Source organism: Acidimicrobiales bacterium (genome assembly GCA_035533595.1).
Taxonomy (GTDB): Bacteria; Actinomycetota; Acidimicrobiia; order Acidimicrobiales; family Bog-793; genus DATLTN01.
Map to the genome: position 1 here is coordinate 1 of DATLTN010000016.1, position 19,787 is coordinate 19,787.

16 protein-coding genes are annotated in these 19,787 nt (G+C 72.4%); 7 read left to right on the top strand and 9 right to left on the bottom strand.

The genetic code is table 11. The features are described from left to right. Window positions 1–73: 73 nt before the first annotated feature. Together VNF07_02575 and VNF07_02580 are read right to left on the bottom strand one after the other, a co-directional pair. Entirely contained in the window at window positions 74–1,528 is a 1,455-nt protein-coding gene (locus VNF07_02575; protein HVB05116.1) for a fibronectin type III domain-containing protein, read from the bottom strand. Window positions 1,529–1,606: 78 nt separating this feature from the next. Continuing rightward, window positions 1,607–1,837, bottom strand: a complete 231-nt coding sequence (locus tag VNF07_02580) for a hypothetical protein (GenBank protein ID HVB05117.1) — start codon at window positions 1,835–1,837, stop codon at window positions 1,607–1,609. On the opposite strand from VNF07_02580, the gene VNF07_02585 reads away from it, so the two are divergent. The 3 genes from VNF07_02585 (at window position 1,830) to VNF07_02595 (ending at window position 4,736) form a co-directional block, all read left to right on the top strand. Further along, window positions 1,830–2,969, top strand: coding sequence for a hypothetical protein (locus VNF07_02585; protein HVB05118.1), 1,140 nt, complete (start codon window positions 1,830–1,832; stop codon window positions 2,967–2,969). The two genes, VNF07_02580 and VNF07_02585, sit on opposite strands and share 8 nt — an antisense overlap. A gap of 106 nt (window positions 2,970–3,075) precedes the next feature. Then, window positions 3,076–4,359, top strand: coding sequence for an aromatic ring-hydroxylating dioxygenase subunit alpha (locus VNF07_02590; GenBank protein HVB05119.1), 1,284 nt, complete (start codon window positions 3,076–3,078; stop codon window positions 4,357–4,359). 35 nt (window positions 4,360–4,394) lie between these two features. Then, entirely contained in the window at window positions 4,395–4,736 is a 342-nt protein-coding gene (locus VNF07_02595; GenBank protein ID HVB05120.1) for a hypothetical protein, read from the top strand. 37 nt (window positions 4,737–4,773) lie between these two features. Here the strand turns inward: VNF07_02595 and VNF07_02600 are convergent, their stop codons facing one another. The 3 genes from VNF07_02600 to VNF07_02610 form a co-directional block, all read right to left on the bottom strand. Next, entirely contained in the window at window positions 4,774–5,925 is a 1,152-nt protein-coding gene (locus VNF07_02600; protein HVB05121.1) for an LLM class flavin-dependent oxidoreductase, read from the bottom strand. A 31-nt stretch (window positions 5,926–5,956) separates the two neighbouring features. Further along, a complete protein-coding gene (locus VNF07_02605) occupies window positions 5,957–6,742 on the bottom strand; it encodes an alpha/beta hydrolase (GenBank protein HVB05122.1) in 786 nt (261 codons plus the stop codon). A gap of 176 nt (window positions 6,743–6,918) precedes the next feature. After that, window positions 6,919–11,826 (bottom strand): Ig-like domain repeat protein, encoded by a 4,908-nt coding sequence (locus VNF07_02610; GenBank protein ID HVB05123.1) that lies wholly within the window; start codon window positions 11,824–11,826, stop codon window positions 6,919–6,921. A 763-nt stretch (window positions 11,827–12,589) separates the two neighbouring features. Between VNF07_02610 and VNF07_02615 the strand changes: the two genes are divergently transcribed. From VNF07_02615 to VNF07_02630, 4 genes are all read left to right on the top strand, one after another. Then, on the top strand, window positions 12,590–12,883 hold the full coding sequence (locus tag VNF07_02615; protein ID HVB05124.1) for a hypothetical protein: 294 nt from the start codon (window positions 12,590–12,592) through the stop codon (window positions 12,881–12,883). Continuing rightward, window positions 12,811–13,995 (top strand): MFS transporter, encoded by a 1,185-nt coding sequence (locus VNF07_02620; GenBank protein ID HVB05125.1) that lies wholly within the window; start codon window positions 12,811–12,813, stop codon window positions 13,993–13,995. The genes VNF07_02615 and VNF07_02620 overlap by 73 nt, the downstream gene beginning before the upstream one ends. Before the next feature lie 133 nt (window positions 13,996–14,128). Continuing rightward, window positions 14,129–14,791 (top strand): DUF6629 family protein, encoded by a 663-nt coding sequence (locus VNF07_02625; protein HVB05126.1) that lies wholly within the window; start codon window positions 14,129–14,131, stop codon window positions 14,789–14,791. A 328-nt stretch (window positions 14,792–15,119) separates the two neighbouring features. Further along, the gene (locus VNF07_02630; protein HVB05127.1) at window positions 15,120–16,157 is read left to right on the top strand and encodes a hypothetical protein; all 1,038 of its coding nucleotides are present in this window, start codon (window positions 15,120–15,122) and stop codon (window positions 16,155–16,157) included. Between the two features lie 154 nt (window positions 16,158–16,311). Here the strand turns inward: VNF07_02630 and VNF07_02635 are convergent, their stop codons facing one another. The 4 genes from VNF07_02635 to VNF07_02650 all read right to left on the bottom strand — a co-directional run bounded on the left by VNF07_02635 (window position 16,312) and on the right by VNF07_02650 (window position 19,471). After that, window positions 16,312–17,703, bottom strand: a complete 1,392-nt coding sequence (locus tag VNF07_02635) for an FAD-dependent oxidoreductase (GenBank protein HVB05128.1) — start codon at window positions 17,701–17,703, stop codon at window positions 16,312–16,314. A gap of 49 nt (window positions 17,704–17,752) precedes the next feature. Next, window positions 17,753–18,493: an aquaporin gene (locus VNF07_02640; protein ID HVB05129.1), complete on the bottom strand. Its 741-nt coding sequence runs from the start codon at window positions 18,491–18,493 to the stop codon at window positions 17,753–17,755. Window positions 18,494–18,548: 55 nt separating this feature from the next. After that, window positions 18,549–19,025, bottom strand: a complete 477-nt coding sequence (locus VNF07_02645) for an ArsI/CadI family heavy metal resistance metalloenzyme (GenBank protein ID HVB05130.1) — start codon at window positions 19,023–19,025, stop codon at window positions 18,549–18,551. Window positions 19,026–19,093: 68 nt separating this feature from the next. Then, the gene (locus VNF07_02650) at window positions 19,094–19,471 is read right to left on the bottom strand and encodes a metalloregulator ArsR/SmtB family transcription factor (protein ID HVB05131.1); all 378 of its coding nucleotides are present in this window, start codon (window positions 19,469–19,471) and stop codon (window positions 19,094–19,096) included. Window positions 19,472–19,787: the final 316 nt, after the last annotated feature.

Below are 19,787 nucleotides of genomic sequence, written 5' to 3' on the forward strand. Positions count from 1 at the left end.
GCGGTGCCGCCGGACGCCGAGTCCGGCGGCACCGCTGTTGGCGCCGAGGGGGCGCGTCGCGCCCGAGTTGGCGTTAGCCCTGCAGCCGATGGACCCCGCTCACCGCCTGCTCGTAGCCGGGGCCGGCCTGGAAGGCGGTGAGCCAGGCGCGGAGCCGGGCGCCGGCGGGCGTGCTCGGCCGCATCACCACCGACGAGCCCCTGCCGAGCCTCGCCGAGTCGACCACCCGCCAGCGGCCGTGCACCAGGCGCTGCAGGCGCACGAGGCGGTTGGCCAGCGAGCGAGCGGCGGCGACCCGCACTGCGGCGCTCGACCCGGAGATGCGCAGCATCACCGAGGGGCGCACGCCGACCGACACGATCGGTGTCGCGGCGTTGTCCCAGAGCGCCTTGTAGCTGGTGCCGATCCGCGGCCGCACGGCGAAGCTGTAGGCGCCGCCGCTACCGGTGAGGACGGTGGTGAGGCCGACGAAGGAGGGGTCGGTGGCGCGCTGGGCGAAGATCGTCACGCTCTGGTTGCTCGCGCCGGTCGGGATCGACCCGTTGAGCGTCGTCGACTGGCCGAAGGTGGTCGACCCCGACGAGGCCGTGAGCGTCGGCCCGAGCGTCGCGATCACCGAGTCCCCCGCCACCGTCGTGCCGTCCGCGTTGCGCGCGACGAGACGGAAGTGGTACTCGGTGCCCGGGGCGAGGCCGCTGATCGCCGCGGCGACCGGAACGGGCGCGAGGCCGTCCCCCGCCGACTTCACCGGGGTCGTCGCGCCGTAGCTCGTCGACACGCCGTACTGGAAGAACCAGCGCGCCGGGTGGCCCCCCGGGTCGACCGTGCCGCTCAGCACCGCCGAGCCGGCGGTCACCGAGCTCGGCGTCCCGTCGGCGACGATCGCGGGGCCGGTGGTCGTGAAAGCCGCGTCGGCGCCGGTGGCGCTGCCGTCAGCGTTGGTGGCGACGAGGGCGAAGTGGTAGGTCGTGTCGGGGGCGAGGCGGTCCGCCCGGATCGCGACCGCCGTCGGGGCCACGCCGGCGCCGGCGCTGCGGGCGGCCGTGTTCGCGGTGTAGCTCGGCGTGGTGCCGAGCGCGAAGTGCGCCACCGTGGCGAGGCCGCGGGGGTTCACCGCCCCGCGCAGCACGGCCGTCGTGTCGGCGACCGCCGTCGCGGCGCCCGTCGCCACCCCCGGAGGCGAGGCGGGGGTAGTGAAGCTGCGGTCCCCGCCGACGGTCGTGCCCTCCTTGCTCGCCGCGACGAGTCGGTAGTGGTAGAGCGTGCCGGGGACGAGGTCGGCGAGGGGCGCCGACACCGCGAGCGTCTCCCCGCCGGCCCCCGCGGCGTGCAGCGCGGTGTCGAGCCCGTAGTGGGCCGTCGCGCCGTACTGGAAGTACCAGTCCGTCGCGACGCCCTCCGGGTTCACGTTGCCGAAGGCGTCCGCTGCGGTGTAGCTGACCCCGCTCGTCGGGCCGGTGACGGCCGCCGGCGCTGCGGCGGCGTCTGCGACCCCGGAGAGCGCGCCCACCCCCAATGTGATGGCCATCGCCCCGGCGCACGTTCCAAGGAGCCAACGCTTGTTCCCCATCGCGGGACCTCCCCATCCTCGAGCCCTACGGAGGGGTTACCCGTGCCGCGCGCGAATCGTCATCAATTCGATGAGGGCGTTGTGAAGGATCGGCGATGGGAAAAGCTTGCCTGTGGCGTTGCCCCGCGCCGTCCCTGCGGTCGTCGGTGACCTGAGCGGCCGGGCGCCCGACAGCTGGCCGAGGCGCGCCGAATCGGCGACGAGGTCGCCGGCCTGTGGGTCGAGGAGGTCGACCGGGACGCTCGCTTCCCGATCGAAGGTGCTCACCGGCGCGCCGGACCCCTCCCTTCCCCGGCTGCTGCCGCGCCTCGGCGGCTGCGTCGACATCACGGACATGGACCACGACGCGGCGGCGGCCGCGCTCGCGCCGCACCGCCCCGACGGGATCGTCTCCTTCGTCGACGACCACCTCGTCACCGCGGCGGCGATCGCCGCCCGCCTCGGGCTGTCCTACCACTCGCCCGAGGTCGCGGTGGGGCTCGCCGACAAGCGCCGCCAGCGCGACCTCCTCGCGCGAGCCGGGGTCGCGGGGCCGAGGTTCTGGTCGCTCGGCCCCGGTCCGCCGGCCGCGGCCTTCGAGGAGGTCCCCGCCGCCGTCACCTTCCCCGTCGTCGCGAAGCCCGCCGCGCGCAGCGGCAGCCGCGGCATCCGCCTCGCGACGGATCGCGCGCAGCTGGCCGAGGTCGTGGCCGCCGGCCCGACGCGCGGATGGGTCGTCGAGGAGTACCTCGAAGACGCCTGCGGGATGCGCAGTGACTTCGCCAGCTACCTCTCGGTCGAGAGCGTGCTCGGCAGCGGGGAGGTCAGCCACGTCGCCATCACGAGCCGCTTCCCCCTCGCCTCGGAGTTCCGCGAGACCGGCAACTTCATCCCGGTGCGCCTCCCGCCGCCGCTCGAGCGCTCGGTGCTCGCGACGCCGAGCGACGCGCTGGCGGCGCTCGGCGTCACCTCGGCGGCGGCGCACACCGAGATCAAGCTCACTCCCGACGGGCCACGGCTGATCGAGGTCAACGGCCGGCCCGGGGGCCGGCCCCCGTTCGTGCTGCGCGCCGCCGCGGGCGTCAACCTGTTCGCCCTCACCTGCCAGGCGGCGGCGGGGATCCCGGTGCACGTCGACGGCCCCGTCCGTTGCCGGGCGGTCGGCTGCTGGCTGATGGTGCAGCCCCCGGTCACCGCCCGCAGGGTGGGCGAGATCGCGGGCCTGGAGGAGATCTCGCACCTCGACGGGGTCGACCTCGTGCAGGTGCGGCGGCACCCCGGTGAGCACGTCGACTGGCGAGAGGGCACCGACTCCCAGGTGCTCACGGTGCGCGGCGCGGTCCCCGACCACCCGCACCTCGTGTGCACGATCCGGGCCATCCACGAGGCGCTCACCGTCCGCTACCTGACGACGGCGTGACCACGGCCCGGCGCCACTGCTCGCCGCGGGCGGTCGGCGGGGGCCGCGAGCCGGGGCGGCGGGCCCGCCGATTTACAGTGGCGCGAGCGACCTGAGGAGAACTGCGATGGCGAAGATCGATTTCGAGGAGCTCGTGCGCACCGGCCCCGAGACGGTGATGGGCGAGCTGATGCGGCGGTACTGGGTGCCCGCGCTCCTCGCCGCGGAGCTCCCCGCGCCGGACTGCCCGCCCGTGCGCGTCACGGTGCTCTCCGAACCGCTGATCGGCTTTCGCGACTCGACGGGCCAGCCGGCGCTCGTGAGCGAGTTCTGCGCCCACCGCCACGCCTCGCTCTTCTTCGCCCGCAACGAGGAGTGCGGCCTGCGCTGCGCGTACCACGGCTGGAAGTACGACGCGAGCGGGGCCTGCGTGGACATGCCGTCCGAGCCGGAGACGAGCCGCTTCAAGGAGCACGTCTCGATCCGCGCCTATCCGGCGCGCGAGCGGGGCGGGATCATCTGGGCCTACCTCGGCCCGCCCGCCGACGAGCCGCCGCTCCCCGAGCTCGAGTGGGCCCTCGTGCCCCCCGAGAACCGCTTCGTCTCGAAGCGGATCCAGGAGTCGAACTGGCTGCAGGCGCTCGAGGGCGGGATCGACTCGAGCCACGTCTCGTTCCTCCACCGCTTCAACCTCGCGACCGACCCGATGCACCAGAACGGGAAGGGCAACGAGTTCCTGAAGGCCGACTCGCACCCGCGCTTCGAGACCGCCACCTCGGCGGGGGGCCTGCTCATCGCGGCCCGGCGGAACGCGACCGAGGACGAGTACTACTGGCGGATCACCCAGTACCTGCTCCCCTGGTACACGCTGATCCCGCCCTTCGGCGACCACCCGCTCGGCGGCCACGCCTGGGTGCCGATCGACGACACGCACTGCTGGGTCTGGAACATCAACTTCCACCCATCGCGCCCGTTGTCGTCAGAGGAGGTCGCGCAGATGGAGAGCGGCGCCGGGATCCACGCGGAGCTCATCCCGGGCACCTTCCGCCCCGTCGCGAACGCCACCAACGACTACCTGATCGACCGCAAGGCGCAGCTCGCGCGGCGGAGCTTCTCCGGCGTCGGCGGCTTCGGGACCCAGGACCAGGCGATCCAGGAGACGATGGGCGCGATCCAACCCCGCGACGAGGAGCACCTCGGGACGAGCGACATCGGGATCATGATGGCGAGGCGGCGCCTGCACGAGGCAGCCCTCGCGCTGCGCGACCACGGCACCGAGCCGCCGGGGCGGGACGCCGGCGCGCAGCGGGTCCGCCCCGCCTCGCTGTTGATGCGCAAAGGCGTCTCGTTCGACGAAGGTGCCGGCGAGGCACTCGTCGCCGACCCCGGCCGCCCCGTCGTCAGCCTTTGAGGCACCTCCCCCGCCGGGTCGGGCGGAGCATCGCGGTGCTCGTGGACGGGCCGGAGGGCCTCGCCGAGGGCGTGCGCAACCGCCTCGGGGCGGTGCCCGTCACGACCACGGTCGCCGCCCTCGGCGCCCGCGCCGCACGGGAGGACGACGGCCTGTTCGACCTCGTCTTCGTGGTCGTCGGCGCGGCTCCCTCGGCGGGCCTCGACCTCGAGGGCGTGCACGGCCTCGCGGAGGTGATCGCCGGCGTCGTCGTCTCGGGCGCCGGCGCGGCGCCGGGGAGGGACGAGACCGTCGCGTCGCTGCGCGAGGTGGCCGACCTCGTGCTGTGGAGCCCGGACGAGACGCTCGTCGACGACCTCTGCGAGATGCTCGGCTGACGTCCCGCCCGGCGGGCGGCCGACAGCGCCGCGGTGCTCAGTCTGCGAAGGCGCTCCCGAGCGCGGCGATCCTCGGCAGCACCTCCGCGCCCCACAGCTCGATGCTGCGCAGCGTCTCCTCGTGGCCGCTCGTCCCGTTCTGCCCCATCACGATGAGGTGGCCGTAGCCGCCGGTGCGCTTGAAATGCTCCTCCACCTGGCGGCAGATCGTGTCCGGGGTGCCGCAGAACAGGATCCCGTTCTCGATGAGGCCGTCGATCCCGCCGCCGCGCGCCTCCGCGCCCTCGCGACGGTTGCCGCCGCGCAGCAGCTGCACGAGCTCGTTGGTCGGCATGTAGCCGGGGACGCGCCCCCACTGCGGCGCGGTGCGCGTCTGGCGAGTGAACCACATCATCCGCTCGGCGCCCTCGCGCGCCGCCTCGTCGCTGTCCGCGGCGAAGCCCATGCAGGCGTACGCGAGACGGTCCGGCCCGATCGCGAGGCCCTCCTCGGCGGCCGTCTCCCGGTACGCGTGGAAGACCCTGCCGGCGAGCGTGTAGCCGCTCAGGAAGGTCGCGCAGACATAGCCGTGGCGGGCGATCTCGGGGGTGTTGTAGGTGGAGCTCGTCGTCACCCAGAGCGGCGGGTGCGGCTGCTGATAGGGGCGGGGCCAGAGGTTCACCTGGCGGTAGTGGTAGTGCTCGCTCTCCCAGTTGAACGGGCCGTCGAGGCTCGTCCAGGCGCGGACGATGAGGTCGTGCGCCTCCCACAGCCGCTCGACGGTGTCGAGGGGGTGGGCGTTCGCGGGGGCGATGTCGGGCGCCACGCCGCGCACGAAGCCGACCTCGAGGCGGCCGCGCGAGTAGTTGTCGACGACGGCCATCTCCTCGGCGACGCGCAGCGGGTCGCGGCGGAAGGCGAGCTGGTGGCCGAGCACGAGGATCCTCGCCGTGCTCGTCCGCCGGGCGAGGACCGCGGCGAGCAGCCCGAGGCTCGGGTTGAGGTTGGTCGCGGTCTGGTGGTGCTCGTTGATCATCAGGCCGAAGCCCGCCGCCTCGGCCGCGACGAACTCGTCGAGGTAGCGGTCGTAGAGGTCGGCGACGAGGCGCGGGTCGGCGAGGCGACTCGGGACCGAGACCCGCACCGAGTCGTACTCGGACTTGTCGGGCAGATAGGGGTAGCCGTTCTCGCTGAAGTACCAGGCCCTCATCGTGACGCCTCCCGCTCGCGGGTCGGAGCGCTCACGGCGCGCCGCGGCCGCTCAGGAACTCCCCGATCATCGCGGCCACCTCCTCCGGACGCTCCACGTGGGGGTAGTGGCCGCAACCTGGGACCTCGCGGCGGCGCGCACCACCGACGGCGCCGGCGACCTTCTCGTAGTAGCCGGGGGCGACGAAGCGGTCCTGCGCGCCGTGCAGCAGCAGGGTCGGGAGGCCGAGCTCGCCGGTCCAGTCCTCGAGGCCCGGGGTGTGCAGGTAGGGCTCCCAGCCGTAGCGGGCTACCGCCTCGCGGTTGCGCACCCAGCGCACGAGGGCCTCGTCGTCGAGCGCCTCGGGGCGCCGCGCCTTCTCCGGGTCGCTGTAGAGCAGCGCCGCGAGCGCCTCGTCGTCGTGCGCGAAGAGGTCCACGAAGTTCCGCTCGTCGGGGGCCCCGAAGCGCAGCCCGGTCGGCCCGACGAGGACGAGCGCCGCGATGTGGTGGCGGCAACGGACCGCCATCTCGAGCGCCACCCAGCCGCCGAAGGAGAGCCCGACGACGACTGCGGGCTCCGCCTCCCGCTCGAGAAGGCCGAGGTGGAGGAGGGCGAGATCGCCCGCGCCGCGCAGGCGCGGCGACACCGGGGAGTCCTCGAAGCCGGGGTGCACCGGGCTCGAGACGGCGAAGTCGTCGGCGAGGGCCTCGAGCAGCGGCTCGAGGCCGGCGATCCCCCACTCGTCGTGGAGGAGGTGCAAGGGAGGCCCGCTGCCGCCCCGGTACACGGTGAGCGGCTCCCGGCCCCCCTCGCTCTCCACGCGCTCGAGCCTCACGCCACCGTCCCCCGTCCCGACCCTGTCCCGCACAGCTTCGCACCGCACGGTACTGGCGACGGCGACGGGGGGGACGACGAGGCCCCCCATCCGCAGGGCGAGCCGGCGGATGGGGGGCGAGTCGTGCTCCGGAGCGGGCCGGGCGGGCGGTGCAGCGCCCACCCGGCTGATCGCCCCTACATGTGGCCGGTGCAGCTCCCGCCGTCGGCGTTGGAGTTCGTCGCGTCGCCGCAGGTGGTGTTCGACCAGACGTCGCCCTTCAGGTTGGCGCCGCTCGTCGTCGCCCCCTTCAGCACCGCTGCGGTGAAGTCGTCGCCCTGGAGGTTGTCCCCCGTGAGGTTGGCCCCGCCGAGGTCGACGCCGACGAGGTTCGACTTCTGCAGGTTGTCGCCCTGCAGGTTGTCGCCGTGGAAGGTCGCCCCTGCGTAGACGCCGTTCTGCAGGTTGGCGCCCTGCAGGTTGGCGCCCTGCAGGCTGGCGCCGGTGCCGTTCAGGCCCTGCAGGTTGTCGCCGGCGAGGTTGGCGTTCGTGAAGACCGCGCACGTGGCGTCGTCACCCTGCATATTGTCGCCTTGCAGGTTGCCGCCGGTGAAGTTCGCGTTCTTCAGGTTCGCACCCATGAGGTTCGCCCCCTGGAGGTTCGCGCCCTGCAGGTCAGCCCCGCTCAGGTTGGCGTCCATGAGGTTCGCCCCCTTCAGGTTCGCGCCCTGCAGGTTGGCGTTCTGGTAGTTCACGCCCTTCAGGTTCTTCCCGGCGAGGTTCGCACCGGCGAGGTTCTGCCCCGCCGGGGCCGCGGCAGCGACGCAGCCCTCCTGGCCGACATTGAAGGTGAGGGAGGCGTGCGGGCCGCTCGAGTAGTTCGCGTTCCCGCTGTAGGTCGCCGTCAGCACGTAGGCGCCGGCGGTGTCCTGCGGGATCGAGCAGGAGCCGCTGCCAGCGGAGAGCGTGACGGTGCACACGTCACCGAGGTTGTCCACGATCTTCACCGTGCCCGTCGGCGTCGGGGCGGAGCCGTTCCCGCTGACGATCACCGAGTAGGTCGCCGACCCGCCCGCGGCAACTGGGTTCGCGCCGCTCAGCGAGAGGGCGGGGGTCGCGATCCCGACCGCCTCGGTGTTCGTGGCTGGGGTGCCGGCGGTGTAGTTGTGGTCACCGCTGTAGCTGGCGACGACCTGGTAGGTGCCCGCCGCGTCCTCCTGGATCGGGCAGGTGCCCGAGCCGCTCGAGAGCGTCACCGAGCACGAGCCGCCGGCTCCGTCGGTGACGTGCACCGAGCCCGTCGGCGCCGCGCCCTGGCCGACCGGGGATGCGGTCACGGTGTAGCTGACGTCGTTGCCGGCGACCGCCGGCTCCGAGCCCGTCACCGTCAACGCCGGCACCGCCTGCACGACGTTCAGCGATGCCGCGGCGGCCGCCGTCGTGTAGTCGGTCGTGTCGGTCGGCAGGAAGCTCACCGAGAGGGTCTCGGCGTAGCCGACCGTGAGGACGGTGCCCGCAGGGGGCGAGTAGGTGAAGGCGCCGGCCACCGGGCTGGTGGCGTCGAGCTGCACCGCCGACAGTGGCGTCCCGTAGGTGATGTCCGCCGGGTTCGCCCAGCTGATCGACGGGGTCGCCGGGTTGACGGTGAGGCCCGTCGTCGCCGCGGCACCGGAGGCCTTGAGGTTGGTGTCACCGCTGTAGGCGGCGGTCACGGTGTAGGCGCTCGCCGAGGCCGGGAGGGCGTTGTCGGCGATCGAGCAGCTGCCGCTCCCCGAGGCGAGGGTCGCGGTGCACTGCGCGGAGCCGACGTTCACCGTGACGGACTCGCCGTCCGGCACGGCCTCACCGTTGCCGGTGGCCACCGTCGCGCTGAAGAGGGCCGCGCTCTCGGAGTTGTAGTTGACCGAGCTCGGCGCCACCGAGACCGCGGTGCTCGTCGAGTCCTGCACGACGGTCGCGCTCTGCACCGTGAGGCCGTCGGAGGTCGTGCCGCTCGAACCGAGCAGGTCGGCGTCTCCGGCGTAGGCGGCGCTCACCGCGTAGGAGGAGGCCGAGGCCGGCAGCGCGCTCTTCGCGATCTGGCAGCCATTGCGGGCGCTGCCGAGTGTCACCACGCAGCTGGCCGAACCGACGTCCACCGTCACGAGCTCGCCCGCCGGGACGGCCTCACCGTTGCCGGTGGTGACCGTCGCGGTGAAGGTGGCGGCCTGTTCCGCGCCGTAGGTCACCGTCGGGGGAGCGACCGAGACGAAGGTCGTCGTCGTGTCGGCGCTTGCGGCGAAGCTCGCCGAGGCGCTCGAGACGACGTAGTCGGTCCCTCCGGCGAAGTCCGCCGACACCGTGTAGCTCCCGGGGTCCTGGGTGAACACGACCGAGCAGCTCGCATCACCGTTGGCGTCCGTGGTGGCGCTGCAGCTCTGGGTGCCGACCGTGAGGACGAGCGGCTGGCCGACGATCGGCGCCGGGTCCTGCGTGCTGCCGTCGGTCGGGTCGGTCACGTTGCCGGAGAGGGTGACCGTGGCGCCGTAGACCGCCGAGGTCGCCCCGGTGTAGGTGGTGGCCGTCTCCTTGATGAGGATCGTGAACGGCGTGCTCGCCGCGCTCGAGCTGTAGTCGCTGTCCCCGGCGAACTTGGCTGTCGCCGTGTACGAGCCCGGGTCCTGGGAGATCGCCACCGAGCAGATGGCCTGGCCGACGGCGTCGGTGACCGCCGTGCAGCTCTGGCTGCCGAGGGTGAGGGTCACCGTCTCTCCGGGCACTGCCGAGCCGTCGGCCGAGTCGACGAGGGTCGCGGAGAGCATCCCGCTGTCCCCGTATTCGACCTTGGTGGCGCCGGTGTAGGTGAGGGTGGTCGGCTCCTGGTTGAGGGTGAAGGGAGCCGAGGCGCTGCTCGCGAGGTAGTCCCCGTTCCCCGCGAAGGAGACCCCGGCCGTGTACGAGCCCGGCGTCTGGTTCACGACGATCGAGCAGGAGGCGTTGCCCGACGGGTCGGTGATCGCGTTGCAGCCCTGGGAGCCGAGGGTGAAGTCGACGGCCTCGCCGGAGAGCGCGCTGTTCGTCGCGTCCGTGAGGTTCGCCGAGAGGACGACCGAGTGGTTGAAGTTGCCGTTCGTCGCACCCGTGTAGGTAAGCGTCGTCGCAGCCGGGCTGAGGACGAAGGCCGCGCCGTCGCTCCCCGCCGCGTAGTCGGCGTTGCCGGCGAAGGCCGCGGTCGCCGTGTAGGTCCCCGGCGAGTCGCCGGGGATGACCTTGCACGCCGCCGTGCCGGTCGCGTCGGTCGGCGCCGAGCAGGACTCGCCGCCGACGGCGAGCTGCAGGGTCTGGCCCACCTGCGGGTTGCCGGAGTTGTCGGTGAGGCTGCCCGAGAGGGTGACCGACTGGCCGTAGGTGCCGGAGGTGGCGCCGGTGTAGGTGACGAGCGTCGCGGCCGGCTTCAGCGTGTAGGGCGTGGAGGCCGAGCTCGCGAGGTTGTCGGTGTCGCCGGCGAAGTTGGCGTCAACGGTGTAGGCGCCCGAGGGCTGGGAGAGCGTGATGGTGCAGGTTGCGTTGCCGGTGGGGTCCGTCAGCGCCGAGCAGCTCTGGGTGCCGAGCGTGAACGAGACCTGCTCGCCGGCGAGGGGTGCACCAGAGGTGGTGGCGGTGAGGGTCCCCTTCAGCGTCGTCGAGGCCGCGTAGGTGCCGACGATGTCGCCGTTGTAGGCGAGCGACGTCGCCGCCTGGTTGATCGAGAAGGGCGCGATGGCGCTGCTCGCGTTCGAGGTGCCGTCGCCGGCGAAGCTCGCGGTGACGGTGTAGGCGCCGGGGTCCTGGGTCAACGTGACGGAGCAGCTGGCGTTGCCAGAGGCGTCGGTCGTCCCCGAGCAGCCCTGTGAGCCGAGGGTGAGGTTGATCGTCTTGCCGACCTCGGCGGTGCCCCCGGCGGAGGCCGAGAGGTTCGCGGAGAGCGTGACGGGCTCACCGACCTGCCCGCTCGCCGGGCCGGTGTAGCTCGTCGTGGTCGCGACCGAGACGGGGGTCCAGCTCTCGGTGGCGGTGGCCTTCTCGGTCGCGCCGAGGCTGTCGATGAAGGTCGCGGAGACGCCGTCGGTGCCGACGCCCTTGGTGTCGCTGTAGGTGTACGACGCGACGCCGGTCGCGTCCGTGACCGCGGTGCCGGTGGTCCCGGAGTTCGGCCCGCTGTCGACGTTGAAGGTCACCGTCTTGCCGACGACCGGCGCGCCGCCCGAGACGACCGTGGCGCTGAGGGTGGTGCTCGTGAAGGCCGGGGCGCTCCCCGTCGCCGGCGCGAGCGAGATGTTCGAGGTGATCGCGATGCCGCCGCCGCTGATCAGGATGTACGGCGAGCCCGAGACGGTGGTGCCGGTGCCCACGTCGTTCGCGGCGTAGGTCTTCGGGACGCTCGAGTCGGTCGCGAGGGCGAGGACCGACCAGTCGCTCGGCCAGCGGGTGATGTACTCGTGCACCGAGCAACCCCACCCGGAGAGGTCGCCGTCGGAAAGGCCGGCCGTCGGGCCGGCGGAAGCGACGATGGAGACGGCTCCCGCGCAGCTTGCGGAGGCGCCGCCGACGCTGAACTGGCCGGTGCCGTGACTGCTCAGCCCGTCCATCAGCGGCAGCGCGACCCCGCTCGCCGGAGAGCCGTTGTAGGCACAGCTGAGGTCGACGTAGGCGCCCGTCGCACCAGCGACCGCGCCCGCGTAGGCAATCCCCTTCTGCTCCAGCACCCTGCCACCGGTCTTGCCGCCGTAGAGGTAGTGGAAGCTCGGGTCCGTCCCGATCACCACCTTGTTCCCGCCACTGCCCTGCACCACCGGCTCCCAGACCGACTGGTCGGCCACGGCTGCCGCGAAGGCGGAGGTCGAGCCGCACATCGGGTCGCCGATGATCAGCTCCTGGTACGACGCGAAGTCGGCCGCCGACTCCGCGTCCCACTGCGTGCCGCTGACGACCGTCACCCCGAAGCCGTCCGCCGCGGCCTGCTGGGCCTCGGTGCTACTCGCACCGCCGTTCACGGAGTCCCCGAGGATGAGCACCTGCGGCGTGGACGCCGAGGCGACCGCCGGCTGCAGGGCGACGAGCCCGCCGCTCATGAGGGCACCGGTCATCAACGCTCCGAGGAGGCGATGGCCGCGACGGGAGCCGGGCTGCGCCTCCCGCGCGGGGAAATGGAGAAGGGAACGGAACAAGCGAAGGGATGCCATTTCGGGTAAGTGCCGCCTTGTACTGAAGGGAGGACCGTTACCGGTCAGTGGGGTCGGTGGCTGTTTAGTCGATAGAAATCGTCAGTGCACGTTTTTTCGCGCCATTTCCCACAGTTTTCTCAGACAGCGCCCGAAATAGGGGGTTGCTGTCTCTTCCCGTCACATGTGACCCAGGTGGTCGGGCCGCCCCCATATGTCACCAGGGCGAGGGGCACCGAAGCGCATACCGCCCACCATCGCCGCGGAATCCTCCCGCTAACTTGGCGGAACTGTCCAAAACACGGGGCTGCCAGCCAGACGGGCGAGCAGAGTCAGTCCGTATCGTGCAGTGGCTTTCGTGAGTGACCCAACAAATAACGTCGCAGAGTGGTCGTGCAACCGCTCTATGTAGTGATCGCACTAAAGTCACAGACCGGGGGCTCCGTCGAGCCCAGGAGGCTGTCATTGGAGAGTTACACCCCTCTCTTGGATAAATGCAGCCAGACGGCCAGGTATCTCATCCCTGAATGCACCCGGACGGTGCTGCGTTAAGGCAATTGAAGGAGACACCGTCGCGTGGTGCTCCGCGGCCCCGGCCTAAGGCCGCGTCGAGTCCACCGGCGCTCGAGGCCGCCACCGCTCGGGTCACCGGGCCTCGGCCGGGCAACCACCTCGTGGCGGTGGCGCGGTGGCCCAGCTGATGATCGTGCTCGACGCCTCCGTCGTGGTCGTCGCCCTCCCCTCCGCGCAGCGCACGCTGCACATCTCGCTCGCCAACCGCCAGTGGGTGTTGAGCGCCTACGCACTGGCCTTCGGGAGCCTGCTGCTCCTCGGCGGGCGCATCGCCGACTACTCGGCCGCCGCCGGATGTTCATCATCGGGCTGCTGGGCTTCGGCGCCGCGTCGGCGATGGGAGGCCTCGCACAGAATTCCGCGATGCTCTTCAGCGCGCGTGCACTGCAGGGTGCGTTCGCCGCAGTGATGGCACCCGCAGCGCTCTCGCTGCTCACCACGGCCTTCACCGAAGCCCACGAGCGGGCCCGCGCCTTCGGTGTCTACGGAGGCATCTCCGGCGGCGGGGCCGCGATCGGCCTCGTCCTCGGGGGGACGCTCACCGAGCTCGCCTCGTGGCGGTGGACCCTCCTCATCAACGTGCCCTTCGCGATCGGTGCGGCGGTCGCCGCCCGGCGCGTCGTGACCGAGAGCCGCGGGCGCTCCTCGAGCTCGGGTTACGACCTGCCGGGGGCCGCGACGGTGACCGGCGGGCTCTTCCTCCTCGTCTACGGGTTCACCACCGCGGGCACCCACGGGTGGAGCGCACCGCTCACGCTCGCGCTCCTCGGCGGAGCGGCCGGCCTGCTCGCGGCCTTCACGGCGATCGAGCTCCGCTCACAGCACCCGCTGCTCCCCCTCAGGGTCATCCTCGACCGCAACCGCGGCGCCGCCTACCTCGCGTCGCTCCTCGTCGGCATCGGCCTGCTCGGGACCTTCCTCTTCCTCACCTACTTCTTCCAGGGCGTCCTGCACTACTCGGCGCTGAAGACCGGCTTCGCCTTCCTGCCCTTCTCGGGTGGCATCGTGATCGGCGCGGCGACCGCGAGCCGCTTCCTCCCGAGCGTCGGGCCGCGACGCTTGATGGCCACCGGCCTGCTGCTCGCCACCGGGGGGCTCGCCTGGCTCACCCAGCTCTCGGTCTCGAGCTCCTACGTCGCCCGCCTGCTCCCGGCGGAGATCATCCTCAGCCTCGGGCTCGGCCTCACCTTCGTGCCGATGAGCAACATGGCGCTCGTCGGCGTGGACGGCCGCGACGCCGGAGTGGCGAGCGCGCTCGTGAACACGACCCAGCAGATCGGAGGCGCCCTCGGGACCGCGCTCCTCAACACCGTGGCCGCCTCGGCGACGCTGAGCTTCCTCGCCGGTCACCTGCAGAGCCAGCCGGAGCGGGCGGTCGCGACGGTGCACGGTTTCACCGTCGCCTTCAGCGTCAGCGCGATCCTGCTCTTCGCCGCCGCCGCGGTGGTGCTGACCTTCGTCCGGACCCCGGCCCGGCAGCGCGACCCCGAGGAGGAGCTCAGCTCGCTGCTCGCCGCGTGACCGATGCGGGCGGGACGGTTCGGCCCCCCGCCCGCCCGCATCGGGGTGGGTTCTTGCAACGGGTGTGCGGTGCCAGGGGGTACTGGCCGCCCGATCCCTGTCGGCTGCGCGTGACCGGAGGTAGGCTCCGCTTGTGTGCTTCTCGCCGCAGGCGGACCTCGTCGGCGGCCTCGTGGTCGGCGCACTCGGGGCCGACGTGCTCCGCCACCGGGACGGGCGCTGGACGCACAGCCCGCTCTGCGCCCTGCCGCTCATCCTCGGCTTCCACCAGTTCGTCGAGGCCTTCGTCTGGTGGGGCCTCGAAGGGCACGTCAGAGCCGGCCTCGGCCGGTTCGCGATGTGGGTCTACCTGTCGATCGCCTTCGTCGTGCTCCCGGTGTTCGTCCCGCTTGCGGTGCTCGCGCTCGAGCCGACGCCTCGGCGGCGCTGGCTGATCGCGCCCTTCGCGGTGCTCGGCATCGCGGTCGGGGGGATCCTCCTCGCCGCGATGCTGCGCGGCCCGGTCGGCGTGAGCCTCCGCCCCTACCACCTCTCCTACAACCTGCGCCTCGGGCACGCGGTCGTCGTGATCGGCCTCTACGTCGTCGCGGTCTGCGGCGCGTGGCTCTTCTCGGGGTACCGGGCCATCGCCCTCTACGGCATCGTCAACCTGCTCGCGGTGGTCGTGATCGTGAAGCTCACCGCCGACGGCTTCGCCTCGGTGTGGTGCGGCTACGCGGCGCTGACGAGCGGCGCGATCGCGTTGTACATGCGCCGCCCGCACGCAGCGCGGACGCGGGCGCTCGCGCCCGGCTGAGGCGCCCCATCGCGCCTGACCGGCGGGCGGGCTCCCACCCGAGTCGGCCGGCGGGGCGGGCGTGACGGCGGGCGCGAGCGCGCGCCGCACCGTGACCTCGGGGCGCCTCGCAATTTTCGCGAGGGATGCGTTATGGGTGCGTGAGGAGCGCTCTATTACGATTTCTTGTCGATATGGTGACGATACCGGGTTCCACGGCCGTCAGGTCGAGGGAAGGGGCCCGGAGGATAGGGGGGCATCCACGATGCCAGGAACACGGTCCAGTCGTCTCACCAACGTCCGCCGAGCGGCGCTCGGCGCGACCATCGGGGCCTCAGCGGTCGGGCTCATGAGCCTCCCCGCGGGCGCGTCGGCACAGCCGACGCGGCTCAGCCCGCTCGCACGGGGGTTGAGCTACTACCACGGCAAGACGGTCACGCTCGTCGCGCCGGACAGCCCCGGCGGGGGCTTCGACCAGTGGGCGCGGCTGCTGCAGCCCGCGCTGTCGGCCTACCTGCACGCCACGGTGAACGTCGAGAACATCCCGGCGGGCAACACCGTCGCCGGACAGGACTCGGTCGCGAAGGCGGCGCCGAACGGCCTCACCGTCGGGTGGCTGAACGCCGGGCCGGACATCGAGGACACAATCCTCGGCCTCCCCGCGCTGAACTTCAACCCGGTGCGCGAGGCCTTCCTCGGGGCGACCGCCCCGGGCCAGACCGCGATCCTCACGCTCAACACCGCGGCCTGCTCGAAGTGGAGGAGCTTCGCGAACCTCGTCCAGCACTCGAGCGCGTCGAATCCGGTCAGCGAGGTGCTCCAGACCTCGGGCACGGGGACGTTCTTCATGCTCATGACGAACGCCGCGTTCGGGATCCACTTCCGGCCGCTCACCGGCTACCAGTCGACGAGCTCCCAGGTGCAGGGCTTCATCCGCGGGGACGGCTGCGTGAGTGAGGTGCCGGCGTCGGTCGCGGCGCCGCTCGTGAAGGGCGGCAAGGCCACGGCGGTCGCGCTCTCCGTACCGCTGCAGAAGGGCTCCGCGATCGCGGGCGACTTCCGCGGCGTGCCGACGATCGCACAGGAGGCGGCCAAGCTGAGCGGGCACATCTCGACGAGGGCGCAGAAGAACGCCCTGCTCGCGCTGAACGACGTGGCGGCGTCGACCCGCGTCTTCTTCACCGCCTCCGCCGTGCCCACGCCACAGGTCACGGCACTGCAGGCGGCTTTCCATTGGGCGATGGGGAACGGCTCGCTGCGGGCGAACGCGATCGCCGAGGGCAACCCCGTCGGCTACGAGAGCGGGACCTTCGCCAAGCAGCAGTACCAGACCTTCCTCAAGGACTCGGGCAGGGAGGTCCCGATCCTGAAGCCGGTTCTCGGCTAGCAGCTCGGTGCGCAGTGAGCACCCGACCCGGCACTCGCGGGTCGGGTGCTCACGCGCGGGTGGACACAGCAGCTCGCCGGGCCCCCACCGCCCGGGGGCTCCGCCGCCTCTCCCGGCTGCGCCACGCCGGGGGCAAGTCGCTGCGGGTCGGCCCTCAGCCTTGCCGGGGGGCCCGACGGGCGCGCGACCAGGCCTGCGTGGCGGACTGCACCGCGTCCCAGGGCGAGCCGAGGGGCGGGGTGTAGGAGAGGTCGAGGTCGCTCAGGCCCTCGACGCTCATCTCATGGAACAGCGCCGCGGCGGCGACGTCGACTCGCTTCGCGACGGCGGTCTCACGGTGGCCGACGAGCTGCAGGCCGAGCAGTCGGCCACTCCCCCGTTCCCCGGTGACCCGCAGCGAGATCTTCCGGCTGGCCGGGTAGTAGGCCTTGTGGTCGTCGGCCTCCGAGGCGACCGTCAGCGGTTCGAAGCCTGCCGCCCGCGCCTCGTGGTCGCGCAGTCCCGTCCTCGCCGCGACGAGGTCGAAGACCTTCACCACCTGGGTCCCGAGGCTGCCGGCGAACTCCCGCGTCCCGCCGAGGGCGTTCTCCGCGGCGACGCGGCCCTGCTTGTGCGCCGTCGTCCCGAGCGGGAGGTAGCTGTCGCCGAGCAGCCGGTGGTAGGTGGTGGCGCAGTCACCGGCGGCGAAGACCGCGGGCAGGTTCGTGCGCATCAGCCGGTCGACGGCGATCGCCCCTCTCGTCCCGAGCGTCGCTCCCGCGGCCGCGGCGAGCGCGCTGTCGGGGCGGGCGCCGACCACGACGAGGACCACGTCGGCGGCGTAGGAGACCGGCTCCCCGGCGCACTCCCCGTCGACCTGCAGGGGAGACGGCGCACCCGTGCCCGCCCGCCGGACGGCGCGCACCGTCGTCCCGCAACGGACCGTCACGCCGTGGGACTCGAGCTCGGCGTGCACGAGGGCGCCGAGCTCGGGGTCGACCGTGGGAAGCACCTCGCCGAGCTGCTCGAGCTGGACGACCTCGATGCCGCGCGCGCTGAGGCCTTCGGCCATCTCGAGGCCGATGTAGCCGGCGCCCACGATCAGCGCGCGCCGCGGGCCTTTCGCGAGCGAGCGCATCAGTTCGAAGGTGTCGCCCATCGAGTGCAGGAGGTGCACCCCGTCCTCTGGCCCGAGCGACTCGAGGCCGGCGATCGGCGGCCGCACCGGGACGGCACCGGTGCCGACGACGAGCGCGTCGAAGGGGAGCCGCTCCTCGCGGCCCGCGGCGCTGCGCACGAGGAGCTCGCGGCCGCCGACGTCGACCTCCGTCGCGAGCGTGTCGAGGAGGAGCGTCATCCCCGTCGCCTCGAGCTCGGCGCGCGTGCGGTGGGCGAGCGAGCGCCAGTCCTGCACCTCGCCCGACACGTAGTAGGGGATCCCGCAGATGGAGAAGTTCGGGAACGCGTCGGCGACGACGACGCTCACCTCGGCGCCCGGGTCGAGCTCGCGGGCACGCAGCGCGGCGCTGATGCCCGCGTCGCTCCCGCCGATCGCTACGAGGTGCATGGCGTCCTTTCGCTGCGGGGAGCCACCGGGAAGGTCTGCCGGCGCGGGTTCAGACGCGGTCGAGCGGGCTCGACTGCCGCCGGAGGGGCTCCGGGGAGGGCGTCGCCGCCACCTGGTCACGGGGCAGCACGACCTCTGCGGCCTCGTCGGGGGTGACGTCGGGATAGAGGGCCCGGATCACCAGGTAGCCGGCGGCGCCGCCGAGCAGTTGCGCAAGGACGAACGCCGGGGCCGAGCGCGGCGCGATCCCGGCAAAGGAGTTCGAGAACATCCTCCCCACGGTGATCGCCGGGTTGGCGAAGCTCGTCGAGCTGGTGAAGAAGTAGGCGGCGCCGATGTAGGCGCCCACTCCCGCGGGCGCGGCGGCGCCGCGGTGGCTGCGGGCGAGGGCGAAGATCACGAGCAGCAGGCCGATCGTCGCGATCACCTCGGAGAGGAAGTGGCCACCACTCGCGCGGTGCTTCACCGAGATGCTGACCGTGGCCTCGGAGAACATCAGGTTCGCCGCGATCGCCCCGGCGATGCAGCCGGCGACCTGTGCCGGCAGGTAGGCGAGGGCGTCGCGCCAGCGCACTCCGCCGAAGGCGGCGTCGACGAGGGAGACGACGGGGTTGAAGTGGCCCCCCGACACCGGCCCGAACATCAAGATGATCGCGAACAGGCCCGCCGCGGTCGCCGCCGCGTTCTCGAGGAGCTCGAGGCCGGTGTCGCCCGGCGAGAGCCGCGCGGCGGCGATGCCCGAGCCGATCACCGCCGCCGCGAGGAAGGTCGACCCGAGGAACTCGGCCAACAGCCTCCGGGGGAGCGCCGTTGGGCTCACGGCCGCCGCCTGGTCCGGTGGGGGGCTAGCAACAGGCCGCCGCGCGCCGTGTACCAAGGCGCACCGGCTCACCGTCGACGGTCCCCGAGCAGCACAGGCCGTCCCCGTTCACCCCGGTCTCGGCGGGAGCGTCCGCGAGGACGGTGTAGATCTCCCAGGGCGCGCCGTCGGGGTCCTCGACCCAGACCTTGTCCTGGACGGCGTAGCAGCACGTCGTTCCCGCCTCGCTGCGCGTCCCGAGACCGCCCGCCAAGAGGCGCTCGGTCGCCGACACCACCTCGTCGGTCGACGCCACCTCGACGCCGAGGTGGTTGAGGGCGCCGCGGATCCCCTCACGGGCCGACTCGGACTCGATCAGCACCAACTTGAGCGGCGGGTCGTCGATCGCGAAGTTCGCGTAGCCGGGCATCACCTTCGCGGGCTCGGCGGAGAACAGCGTCGAGTAGAAGGTGATCGCCGCTCCGAGGTCAGAGACGTTGAGGGCCAGTTGCACACGCGCCATTCGCTGCCACCTCCACATCGACAACTGTCGATGTAAACGTATCGACAGGGATCGATCTTGTAAAGGCGTCAGCCGCCGAGCGCGCGGCGCACGGCCTCGAGACGGTCCTCGCGCACGCTCCACCAGGTCCACCGTCCCCGCTTCTCCCCGACGATCAGCCCCGCTTGCGCGAGCAGCCGTGTGTGGTGGGAGACGGTCGGCTGGCTCTTCTGCAGCGGAGCCTCGAGGTCGCACGAACACACCGAGCCGCTCGCCGCGAGGAGCGAGAGCAAGCGCAGGCGCACCGGGTCGGCGAGTGCGCTGAGCACCCGGGCGAGCTCGTCGGCCTCGACGCGGCCGAGCGGCGCGTCGATCACCGAAGAACAGCAGAGGTCGTCCCCGCACGCCGCGGCGGCCGCCGCCGGCCCCGCAGTCCGCGCGCCGGTCGGGCCCACCTGCGTCGTCATCTGCCGCGCTCGGCAGGGTCACCGAGATGAAGATTCACCACTGTCAATCTACTGCTGCGCCACGGGCGGGCATCCGTCCAGCAGCGCCTCGTCAGCGAGGAGGGGCGACGTAGGGCGGCCCTGGCCGTGAGAGGGCCCCGGGCGGCGCGACAGAGGGGAAACCATGACAAGCGACATCCCGCATCCGGACATCACCCGCCTCTCGGGGGACTCGCACGTCCTCGAACCGAAGGACCTGTGGACCTCGCGGCTGCCGGCGAAGTTCCGCGACCGGGCGCTGCCCGGGCGGGCGCGCTACGAGCGCGCCGGGGGCGGC